Annotated in this window: 10 protein-coding genes; 6 read left to right on the top strand and 4 right to left on the bottom strand. The window is 44.6% G+C overall.

Annotated elements, in window-relative coordinates:
* Positions 1–241: 241 nt before the first annotated feature.
* A complete protein-coding gene (locus tag AC1DCV_RS16610; RefSeq protein ID WP_477024181.1) occupies positions 242–709 on the bottom strand; it encodes a hypothetical protein in 468 nt (155 codons plus the stop codon).
* A 267-nt stretch (positions 710–976) separates the two neighbouring features.
* Between AC1DCV_RS16610 and AC1DCV_RS16605 the strand changes: the two genes are divergently transcribed.
* The 5 genes from AC1DCV_RS16605 to AC1DCV_RS16585 all read left to right on the top strand — a co-directional run bounded on the left by AC1DCV_RS16605 (position 977) and on the right by AC1DCV_RS16585 (position 6,575).
* Entirely contained in the window at positions 977–1,609 is a 633-nt protein-coding gene (locus AC1DCV_RS16605; RefSeq protein WP_477024180.1) for a TetR/AcrR family transcriptional regulator, read from the top strand.
* Positions 1,599–2,957: a TolC family protein gene (locus AC1DCV_RS16600; RefSeq protein ID WP_477024179.1), complete on the top strand. Its 1,359-nt coding sequence runs from the start codon at positions 1,599–1,601 to the stop codon at positions 2,955–2,957. Before AC1DCV_RS16605 ends, AC1DCV_RS16600 begins: the two co-directional genes overlap by 11 nt.
* A gap of 28 nt (positions 2,958–2,985) precedes the next feature.
* Positions 2,986–4,116: an HlyD family secretion protein gene (locus tag AC1DCV_RS16595; protein ID WP_477024178.1), complete on the top strand. Its 1,131-nt coding sequence runs from the start codon at positions 2,986–2,988 to the stop codon at positions 4,114–4,116.
* Between the two features lie 177 nt (positions 4,117–4,293).
* Complete coding sequence (locus AC1DCV_RS16590) at positions 4,294–5,871, top strand: DHA2 family efflux MFS transporter permease subunit (protein WP_477024177.1); 1,578 nt, start codon at positions 4,294–4,296, stop codon at positions 5,869–5,871.
* Between the two features lie 137 nt (positions 5,872–6,008).
* Entirely contained in the window at positions 6,009–6,575 is a 567-nt protein-coding gene (locus tag AC1DCV_RS16585) for a hypothetical protein (RefSeq protein ID WP_441576177.1), read from the top strand.
* A 20-nt stretch (positions 6,576–6,595) separates the two neighbouring features.
* Here the strand turns inward: AC1DCV_RS16585 and AC1DCV_RS16580 are convergent, their stop codons facing one another.
* The 3 genes from AC1DCV_RS16580 to AC1DCV_RS16570 form a co-directional block, all read right to left on the bottom strand.
* Positions 6,596–7,054, bottom strand: coding sequence for a GNAT family N-acetyltransferase (locus tag AC1DCV_RS16580; protein WP_477024176.1), 459 nt, complete (start codon positions 7,052–7,054; stop codon positions 6,596–6,598).
* 55 nt (positions 7,055–7,109) lie between these two features.
* On the bottom strand, positions 7,110–9,953 hold the full coding sequence (locus AC1DCV_RS16575; RefSeq protein WP_477024175.1) for a TonB-dependent receptor: 2,844 nt from the start codon (positions 9,951–9,953) through the stop codon (positions 7,110–7,112).
* Between the two features lie 97 nt (positions 9,954–10,050).
* Positions 10,051–10,512 carry an Mpo1 family 2-hydroxy fatty acid dioxygenase gene (locus AC1DCV_RS16570; protein WP_477024174.1) on the bottom strand — a complete coding sequence of 154 codons (462 nt, stop codon included), beginning with the start codon at positions 10,510–10,512 and terminating at the stop codon, positions 10,051–10,053.
* A gap of 256 nt (positions 10,513–10,768) precedes the next feature.
* On the opposite strand from AC1DCV_RS16570, the gene AC1DCV_RS16565 reads away from it, so the two are divergent.
* A complete protein-coding gene (locus AC1DCV_RS16565; protein ID WP_477024173.1) occupies positions 10,769–11,656 on the top strand; it encodes an NAD(P)-dependent oxidoreductase in 888 nt (295 codons plus the stop codon).
* The last annotated feature ends 27 nt before the right edge of the window (positions 11,657–11,683 follow it).

Raw genomic sequence — 11,683 nt, 5'->3', positions numbered from 1 at the left:
TAATTTTGGTTGCTATACTGATACTTCATTTATCACCGGCAATAATAGTCGTGCTAACGGACCTGTATCCCGTTAGTTTCCACTTCCTGTTATTAAATATGATTTGCTTGTTGTTGGCTGTTGCTGCCCTAAGGTACTATTTTTTTGTATTAGAAAATCGATTTAGCAAATTAAATTATCAAGTGTTTTTGGGAGAGATGAAACTGGCCACAGTTGCATCTCTGCCGCGCATGATGCTCCTTTACTTCGTGTAATACCGTCTAGCTATAAAAGACAGGGGTAGTCCGATCATGACCATGAGGATGACGATATTCAGCAGTGCGCTGACTAAACGAAGGGTGCCATGTGGTACATGACTCAGCGGAAGAACAATGAACTGCATGATGGTCCATATCAGCAAGCCGTACGCGAGACCTGTTGCCACCGGGTAGTTACGTAGGCCAGGTATTTTAGGATAGATACTCAGGAAAATAAAGGACCAGGTGCCTGCGATGAGGTAATGAAACAACAGTCCCAGCCAGGTCATGGCCGGATTGCCGTTGAAGGCTTCCTTTCCAAATACGCCGCTGCTGATATAGGCGAATAGTTTGGAGAGCGGCGCCCCATGGGAAACGATCGTGAAATAAACGCAAGCAGACAGGATATCCAATGTACCGGTAATGATGCCGGCAAATAAAACGATACCAGGAAAGGTGGATGGAAGACGCATGTGATTGATTGTTTAGGAGGGGATTTTGGTTGCTTCTCTTAAATTATAATATTCTTTCATAAAAACGTACAAAAAGGGTGAAAATTTAACGTCTTATGTGAAGGGGTTATTAACAAAAATTAAAAACTCCTTAAAATTTTAACAATTATTGCTGATAATCATTATTATATAAATTTATAAAAATAAAATTTAAACAAGTGATTAAATAAACGCTTGTTTAAATTAAACGTTTGTTTAACTTTGCTTTGTCAAATCTAAAAAAGGAACATGGAAGAGTATAGTGAAAAACAGCTCTCAATTTTAAAGGTTGCAGAGCGGCTATTTGCCGATCAGGGCTTTCATGGCACATCGGTAAGGGACATAGCGCAGGAGGCGGATGTAAATATTGCCATGATCTCCTATTATTTCGGATCAAAGGACAAATTACTGGAGACTATTTTCAGATATAGAATGGAAGCTTCCCGTAAGTTCATCAATGAATTATTGGAGAACGATACGATGGAACCGCTGGAAAAAATAAACAGTCTCATTGACCGGTTTATTAATAAGATGCTGGGAGAACAATATTTCCAGTGCATTATGAGCCGGGAACAATTAAACAGCCAGCAAAGCCCCGTAAGGGATTTGATATGGCAACTGAAAGGGGAAATGCTCGGGTTAATGCAGCCCATTGTTACACACGCGCAGGAAGCGGGCATTTTTCATAAAGATGTAGATGTTGAAATGTTGATGACGACTTTATTCGGGACTATTCATCAGGTAATACCTGCTCAGCATATACTAAAGAAAAGCGCTCCATCCGACGCCATCAGTGACGAAGATTACAGCGTGTATATTAAAAACAGAGTAAGTATACATTTAAAAAAATTGTTCAAAGCAATCCTAACACATGAATTCTAAAAGCATATACGCACGATTATATGCGCTTGCATCGGGAATCCTGCTGACTTTTTTCTTTCAGACAGCATCCGCACAACAGAGCGTAAAACCGCTTTCGTTAAATGAAGCCATATCGCTGAGTATACAAAACAGCAAACAATTAAGAGTGAGCCACGCTAAAGTAGAACAAGCCACTGCCTCACTCAAAGAAGCAAATGAACGTCAGTTACCCGATGTGAGTGTTTCCGGTTCTTATCTTCGACTCACTCAGCCGAACATAGACCTGAAACTGAAGCTGGGAGACAATAGTGGTGGTACCCCTGCAGAAAGCCCTAAAGTAAATCAGGCAGCGTACGGATCCGCCAATGTGTCTATTCCGATTTTTGCAGGTGGAAAATTGCAGAGTGGTAAAGAATCTGCCCGTTACCTCGCAGAAGCAGCCAGACTGGATGTTGATAAAGACCGTGAAGATGTTATCCAGAACACGATTGCTGCCTACAGCAATTTGTATAAATCAAAAGCTGCCGTAGCATTGGTACAGGAGAACATCCGTCAGTCGGATGAAAGAGTAAAGGAATTTTCCAACAAAGAAAAGAATGGTCTGCTTGCCCGTAATGACCTCTTAAAGGCAGAACTGCAACAGTCAAACTACCAACTGGCATTAATGGACGCTGAAAACAACCTGAAAATTGCCAACCTGAACATGGACATCATGCTGGGTTTACCGGATAACACCGTGATTCAGGTAGATAGCACCATCTTTAAAGTAGATAACAATATAGATGGTCGTGGCGTAGCGGAATTTGAGCAACTGGCTTATCAGAACCGTAAGGATGCGGCATCACTCAGCGCCCGCGAAAAAGCCGCATTTGCCGGCGTAAAAGGTGCAAAAGCAGATTATTATCCTTCACTGGCAGTGACCGGCGGATACATCGCAGCTTATGTACCGAACCTCATCACCATTACCAATGCAGTGACTGCAGGGGTAGGTGTTAAGTATAATTTATCTTCTCTCTGGAAAACAGGATCAAAAGTAGCTGGTGCTAAAGCTCAAATGGCAGAAGTACAGGCCAACGAAGCGAAGATCGCAGATAATATACACCTGGACGTGTATCAATCTTACGAAAACTACCTCCTGAGCCACAAGAAGATGGACACTTATATTAAGGCGATAGAACAATCAGAAGAAAACTACCGGATTACGAAGAATAAGCATGATAATAACCTGGCTACTACCACAGATCTGCTGGATGCAGATGTGGCTAACCTGCAGTCGCACCTGAACTACGCTTATGCTAAAGCAGATGCACTCGTAGCTTATAACAAACTGTTACAGGCAGCCGGTATACTGGAACCCAACAACAAATAATACGATCAAACTAATAAATATCAAAGCTGTGGAAACGCAAACTCAAACAAAACCTACTAACAATATAAACATGCAGGAAACAACCGCGCCTAAAAAGAAAAGCAAAGGGTTCGTCATAGTGCTGGCAGTGCTGGTGCTGGGTGGCGGCGCATTTGGTATCACTAAATATATTCATGGTCAGCATCATGAAGAAACAGATAATGCGCAGATCGATGCTAATGTAAGCCCGGTTATACCCCGCGTATCCGGTTATGTGAAAGAAGTGAGAGTAAAAGATAACCAGTTCGTAAAGAAAGGCGATACCCTGGTGATTCTGGATGACCGCGATCTGGCTATTGCGGTACAACAGGCAGAAAACGGTTTGTTTGCAGCGCAGGCTAACCTGGGTGCTGCAGAAGCTTCTACTGCTGCTGCACAGGCAGGTATCAGCACTGCTCAGGCGCAGGTAGGTACCATCGATGCACAAATCGAAGCGGCGAAAGTAAACCTCTGGAGAGCCAGTCAGGATTTCGATCGTTATGCTAACCTGATCAAAGATCACTCTATCACGCAACAGGAATTTGAACAGGCTTCCGCTGCTAAACAAACGGCGGAACGTCAGCTGGATGTATTAGCTAAACAGAAGGCTGCTGCCGGTCGCCAGACCAGCGTGGTAACTTCCCAGAGTGGTGCTACTTCCAAACAAATCAATGTGGCAAATGCCGGTATCAAGCAACGCCAAACCGATGTGGAAAACGCGAAGCTGAACCAGTCTTACGCTATCATCACAGCTCCTGAAGATGGTGTGCTGTCAAAAATCTTCGTACAGCCAGGACAGTTTGTTGCAGCCGGTCAATCTTTATTCAGCGTGGTACTGAACACCACACCATGGGTAGTGGCTAACTTCAAGGAAACACAGCTGGACAAAATGAAACTGGGCCAGAAAGTAACCGTTCATATAGATGCTTACCCTGGTAAAGGTCTGGAAGGAAAAGTAACTTCTTTCGCACCAGCTACCGGTTCTAAATTCGCCCTGCTGCCAGCAGATAATGCTTCTGGTAACTTCGTGAAGGTGGTACAACGTTTACCGGTGAAAATAGAGTTCGATAATCCGAATGATGARCTGGTAAAACAGTTACGCCCGGGTATGAACGTACTGGTAGATGTGCATCTCAACTAATCATACAAATGAATAACAACTTATCCGGAGTTAATAATTAATGGAACGGAACCATGCAATAATTAACAGACAGGCGTAATCGATTCGACACAAAATATCATCAACAGAAAGGATCATGTTCGTCATTAATTATTAACTCCGGGTGAAATTGTTCTCATTCAAAATACAAAGTGCTGCATGCAACAAGAATCATTGATAGAATACGGCTCGCGCAGGGTGATTATCACGATCACTGCTATATTCTGCGCCTTGCTGGAGATAGTAGATACTACTATCGTAAATGTGGCGTTGAATGACATGCGTGGTAACATGGGCGCTACGCTCAGTGAAATAGGATGGGTGATTACGGCATATGCCATCGGTAACGTAATCATTGTACCGATGACCAGTTGGTTATCACAACAGTTCGGCCGTCGTAACTACTTTGCGGCGTCGATTATTATCTTCACCGTTTCCTCCTTCCTTTGCGGTAACGCAACTACGATGTTTGAGCTGATCATATTCCGCTTCATACAGGGTTTAGGTGGAGGTGCATTGTTGGTAACTTCACAAACTATTATCACAGAAAGTTATCCGCCTGAAAAACGCGGGATTGCCCAGGCCATCTATGGCTTAGGGGTAATCATTGGTCCAACTTTAGGACCTCCGTTAGGTGGTTTCATTACAGATAACTACTCCTGGCCTTATATCTTTTACATTAACATTCCCATCGGCGTAATCGCTACACTGCTTACCCTGCAGTTTGTACGTAGCCCGAAATATGGAGAAAAACGTTCGGTCAGCGAAATCGACTTCCTCGGTATCGGACTGCTGGCGTTGATGGTAGGCTCCTTACAATTTGTGCTGGAGCGCGGACAGGAAGATGACTGGTTTAATGACTCCACCATTACGGCTTTAACGGTAACAAGTGCATTGGCCCTGTTCTTTTTTGTATGGAGAGAGCTTACTTATAAGAATCCAATTGTGGAGCTGAGGGTGCTCAAAAATGGGAACCTCCGGGTAGGTACTATCCTGTCGTTTATCATGGGCTTTGGATTATACGGATCTACGTTTATCATACCCTTATATACACAAGGCTCACTGGGATGGACCGCTACACAATCAGGTATGCTGATGATTCCGGCCGCATTGACTACAGCAGTCATGATGCCGCTGATCGGTAAAATGCTGGAAAAAGGGGTACCACAACAATACATGGTAGCCAGTGGCATGTTCCTGTTCTTTGTCTTCTGTTTCTGGGGATATAAGATCATCACACCGGCTGATACCGGTTCTGAATCTTTCTTCTGGATGCTGATTGTACGTGGTATTGGTATGGGTTTACTCTTTATTCCTATTACCACTTTATCATTGTCAGGACTGAAAGGACAGCAGATTGGCCAGGGTGCCGCCTTTACAGGTATGATGCGTCAGTTGGGAGGTTCATTCGGAGTAGCATTGATTACTACGTTTATGGCCCGCCGGAATATGATGCACCGTAGCGACCTGGTAGCTAAACTGGATACCAATAACCCCGATGTAATTAGCCGGGTAAATGGTTTACAGCACAGCTTTACCGCCAAAGGTATGGACCCTCATCAGGCATTGAATACCGGCTATAAGTTACTCGATTTCACAGTCACCAAACAGGCAGCCACCTTATCTTATATGGATGTGTTTCTGTATCTGGGAATTCTGTTCCTGATCTGTGTGCCATTTGTACTGATGGTAAAAGCGAAGAAAGCACCGAAACTGGATCCGTCTGCTATGCACTAACGGAACAGTTTTCAACATAAAAATATTGTTGCAATAACAGTGTAACAGTTGTAGGTTTAGGTAAATAAGCCCCGATTTTAATCGGGGCTTTTGTTTTGTCGGGCCAATGAATTAAATTCATACAAAGCCCCCACACTATGGAAACATTTGGTCACGTAAGAATGGTGATAGGATTTATCCTTAGTCTTAGTATTGCACACCTCCTGAAAGGTACTGCCAAATTCATACAACATCCCAACCGGGAAAAGCCTTACTGGATACACCTTTCCTGGGTGTTCTATATTTTTATTCTGCTGATACATTTCTGGTGGTGGGAAATGCCCCTGTATTCTATTAAAAAATGGACCTTCCCGGAGTATATCTTCGTGATATCTTTTATCACAACTTTCTTCCTGCTTTGTGCATTACTATATCCGGATGACCTGAAAGATTATACCGGTTACCCCGACTATTTTTATTCGCGGCGAAAGTGGTTCTTTGGTGTGCTGGCCTTTTCCTTTATCGCAGATGTGGTGGATACCTTATTAAAGGGAGAGATATACTATCATCATTTTGGCATCGAATATCCGATACGTAATGTTGTTCATATTGTGTTGTGCCTGTTGGCCATCAGAATCAGTAACCGGACTTTTCACGGGGCCCTGGTACTAGCTTTTATCTTGTATGAGATGTCTTATATACTCCGGTTGTATTTATCTGCTTAATATTAAAAAGGCAGTTACGATTAATCATCGGAAACTGCCTTTTTAAAACATACACTTTCTTCTACGCCAGTGTATTGGCCATAATTTGGAATAAGGGAGTAACCATTTTTATGATAGAGTGCAATTGCCTCCGGCAGTATTTTTCCTGTTTCCAGGATACAATAGGAAGCGTGTAACCCGACTGCCCACCATTCCAACGCTTTCAATATTGCCGTAGCAACTCCTTTTCCACGGAATTCCTGCGTAACAAACATCCTTTTTATTTCCATCCCATCTGCTTCATAGGCTTTGATGGCGCCACAACCAACCGGAACGCCGTCAATATATGCTACGACGCAGTGTTTAATGTCAGCCACTTGATTGAATTGCTCATAAAAAGACTGATCCTCTCCATTGCGTTGAGCCAATAATTTGTCCAGTGCTGTTACCAGTGATCTGAAGTCAGTGTTGTTGGAGTCTGTCCTGATTATTTGTATCATCTTGATAGCTTTACACTGGAAATACCCTATTCCCAGTGTAAAGCTAATAAAGTAATTAAAAACTCAATGCCACTTTTGTAAACAGCCGGATGCCGTTAAAGCCCATCTGTACTGCATCCCAGGGACCACCGGTTTCACCGTCATATGCAGATAGTTTTGCACCAGGCACATATCCCAGATCAGGATGCACATTGAAAACATTATCTGCGCCCAGGAACCAGCTTACATGAGAAGAGAAACGGAAACTGGCATAGAAGTCTGTAGTCACTTTACCCTTGTAGTTAAACTGTTCCGGTACCAGGGTACCGTCTTTGTCCAGCGCTACGAGCGGGCTGATACCGGTACCTTCCAGGTTGGGATCTCCGGGTAATCCGGTGCCTTCTTTGGCCGGATCACCGGCAAAGCCATAACCCAGTAACACAATTTTACCGTAGTAGACTAAGCGGGTACCAACACTGAATTTTTTGATGCCATATTCAAGATTCAGTCCCAGTTTGGCCGGAGGGGCAGATGCCAGTACGAAATGTTGTTCTCTTTCACTGAAAAATTCGTTGCGGTGCAGGTAGCTGTCATTCAGTTTATCCGGTACATTAATCTTGTCAATATTCATGTGTTGAATATTCCCGGTAAATAGTGCGCGGAAATGCTGATCACCCCATTTTTTATTGTAGTCGATAACCAGGTCAAGACCTGTATTAGTGGTGTTTACTGCGTTGGCGAAAAACTGGGCATTATCAATTCTCAGGTCGTTGAGTGCTTTAAGAAATACAGGATCTAATGTAGCATCAGATTTATTAAACTGTCCGGATAATACAATCCTGTCTTTCACCTTTACCAGGTATCCATCCAGGGTGATGGTCAGTTCTGAGATTGGTTTCCAGGAAAATCCCAGGCTGGCATTCAACGATTTTTCCTGCTTTAATGCAGGGATACCGGCAGATTGGGTGATGATATTGCTGTTCGGTGCAATTTTCACTTCTGTGATACGACCGCCCTGTACGTTGGTGAACTGGGAGCTGTAGTTAATCTGCTGGAGAGAAGGTGCCCTGTAACCGGTACTAACGGAACCGCGTATATTAAAATGTGGCGCCACTTTATAACGTGCTGCCAGTTTATAGTTGCTGGTAAAGCCAAAGTCGTTGTAGTTCTCTGCACGGATGGCAGCGCCAAGCAGGAATTTTTTAGTGATATCCCATTCTGCATCTACAAATCCGGCAATGTTGGAGCGGTTAGCACTCACTACATCGGTAGGGCGGTAGCCGGGAAATCCCTGTGCACCGGTGGCTTTAATAAATGCAGGATCATAGTTCTTCCAGGAGTTTTCATCACCTGCATATATTTTGTAGTTTTCGTAACGGTATTCCGCACCCAGTGCCAGGTTAAAGCCGGCGCCTATATTGGGAATATCTTTTGAGAAAGTGAGGTTGGTGGTATTCTGTAAAAAGGAGTAGCCGCCATCGTTAAAGTGTGTGGGGCTGGTGCTTCCCAGGGACGCATTGAAGGTTTTATCTCCATAAAAATGGAAATCATTCCTGCCTAATGTATTGCTGAAATCCCATTTCCAGTCGTTATGCGTGCTGCCTTTTACGCCAGCCGCCAGCGATACATCCTGGATATGTGTTTGTATATGCGGATTATAAATAGTGTCCGGCGCTGCACCTGGAGTAGGAATGCTTTCCATGATGTCCGGATAAAAGATCAGGCCTCCCGCTGCATTGGTAGGAAACCGTTCCGGGTGACCGCTGAAAGCCCGTGTATAGGCAAAGGCGTCAGAAGATTTATAGTTGTAGCCACCAAATGCGTAGATGGTGGTGGCACTGCTGCCTACTGGTACTTCCAGGTTGATCATACCACCACCGGTGGTAACAGAACCATCGCCATGGGCGCGTCTTCCGGAGTTAATCGGCAACCCATCAGTATGGGTAAGATTGGTGTCTGATACCTGGCGGAATGTTTTACCCTGTTTCAGGAAGTTGCCTGAGAAGTTAATGAATCCACCGCGTTTGCCCAATGGAAGCCCATAATTGAGTCCAACGGTAACGGTGTTGCCATCTATAGGGTTGGCGTATTCATATTGCTTTAAATCGCGGTTAAAATAAGTATTGTATTTATGATCATAGTAGCCGGCATAACCGGTGGTAATATTCAGGTGGCCGATATCTTTTTTCAGAATGATATTTATAACCCCTGCAATGGCATCAGAGCCATATTGTGCAGAAGCACCATCACGGAGGATTTCCACACGGTCGATAGATGCTTCCGGAATGGCATTGAGATCCGTACCGGAATTACCACGGCCCCTGGTGCCAAATACAGCCACAAAAGCTGTTTGATGGCGTCTTTTGCCGTTCACAAGTACGAGTGTTTGATCGGGTCCCAGTCCTCTTAAGGTGGCGAGATCAATCTGATCGGCGCCATCGCTACCACTTTGTTTGTTGTAGTTAAAAGAAGGAGCGGCCGCATTCAGCAGGGAAGTTAACTCCATTTTGGCGCTGGGTAGCCCGGCCTGGTTTACACTGATTACATCCACCGGCACGGGTGTTTCCGTTTTGGCCCGCCCTCCGCCACGGGTACCTACAGATACAATAGGACCCAGTTCAGCAATCAATGATACCAGTTGGACATTGATCTGCGTTCGGCCGTTGACGTTTTGTTGTTGGGGTGCATACCCGATGGAACTGAATTCCAGGATGTCACTGGCAGCAGCGTCCAGTGTAAAAGTACCGGCAGCATTGGTTTGTGTGCCTTTGGCAGCGGATTTGACATGTACGGTAACACCTTCCAGGGCAGCACCTGTACTGGCATCAGTTACCTTACCGCTGATTTTTTGGGCTTGAGAAAAAGAGTAAGACGCGCATAGCAATATACTTGCTAGACAAGGTAGAAGTTTGAGGCTCATATGCAGGGCAGTTGTTTCCTGAATTTAATCAAAAAAACCGGAGATATAAAGTAAATCTCCGGTTTTTCTCCCTGCATGGAGGGTATGGTATGCTATGCTATAGTGGAATGCCTGCTTTCTTATAAATAAAGCTGAGGAGCCAGGCCGGCCCTATGAGCAAAAATTGCAGATCCTTGAAAAAAGAAGGTTTGGCACCTTCGATCTTATGTCCGATAAACTGTCCTATCCAGGCCAGTACAAAAATGGCCAGTGCCACCTGCCAGATGACCAGGCCGGAAACGGCGATCAGCCGCCATAGCCAGAGGCAAAGAATACCAATTATCAGCATGCCTGCCGCCAGGGAAGGAGAGAGACGTACATAATAAATGATCAGCAGCAGTAATACCACATGTGCTAACGTGATATATATGTTTATGCCAGGTATGGGTAACGGCACGGCATATAAAAAGCCTACTATACTGAAAAAGATAGCCGGTACACAAACCCAGTGAATCAGCTTGTTGGTATGATTACGGTGGCTGCTGCCGTAATCGTCCAGCCATTGGTGGATAGTTTTCATCGTGGAAGTAATTTTAGTCGTTGCTCTATTAAAATACGTTAAATAACGCAGCAGTAAAAATTTATACTGGTATTTATTTCCCGACAGTGATCACCTTTTTCATGCCTTTCCACCCATAAAATAAAAAGATGCTTAAGGTATTCCTGCATGATTCATGATAAGTACAGCGTGGATTTGAGCGCCATTAGCAGCACAATAAATGTGTTCTCATAATTCCATCAAAATGAATAGATTTGAATAATTAATAGATTGTATTATGGAAACCATTGGATTTATAGGTACCGGCCATCTCGGTTACCCGATTGCAGAAAACCTGCTGCGAGCAGGATATACCGTGAAAATATATAACCGTACCCGGGAAAAGGCATTACCACTGGAGCAGCTGGGCGCAATACTGGTCGGTAGTCCGGAGGAAGCGGCGGTGAAAGGAGGCATAGTGCTGAGTTTAGTAGCAGATGATCATGCCGTAAAAGCTATTGCTACAGATGCTTTGATAAAGGCGCTGGGTGTGGGTGGCATCCATGTATCGATGAGTACCGTATCGCCGGATATATCAAGGGAACTGGCAACGCTGCATCGGGAGCAGGGGGTAGAATTTGTAACTGCTCCGGTATTTGCACGTCCGGAAGCTGCTGCTGCCAAATTAGGCAACGCAGTTATTTCGGGAGAAGCAGCGGCGAAAGAAAGAATCAAGCCCTTATTGGAAGCCGGATTTGCCAAGAATATTTTTGACCTGGGAACAGATGCCGGCAGCGCCAATGTATTAAAGCTGATCGGCAACTTTATGATTGCCGGTGCTATTGAGTTAATGGCGGAATCATTGGCACTCGCTGAAAAAAATAATGTGGATCCGCGCGTGGCGCATGAGATGTTGACCAGTACCTTGTTTACAGGGCCGATATTCAAAAATTACGGCACCATGATACTGGACCGGAAATTTACAGGCAACCCCTCTTTTAGTGCAGCTTTAGGTTTGAAAGACATGGACCTGGTATTGCAAACGGCGCGCAGGTCGTATACGCCGATGCCGATAGCTAACCTGGTACAATCCAGACTGACTACCATTCTGGCCAAAGATATTCATGATGCAGACTGGATCGCCCTGGCAATGGGCGCATTGGAAGATGCAGGAATTACTTCTTAGTAGTGACGCACCCGGCTGTCCGGGATG

The organism is Chitinophaga sp. 10T418 (assembly GCF_056394125.1).
The sequence above is the reverse complement of the archived record's forward strand: the minus strand, read 5'-3'. Positions and strand labels throughout refer to the sequence as shown.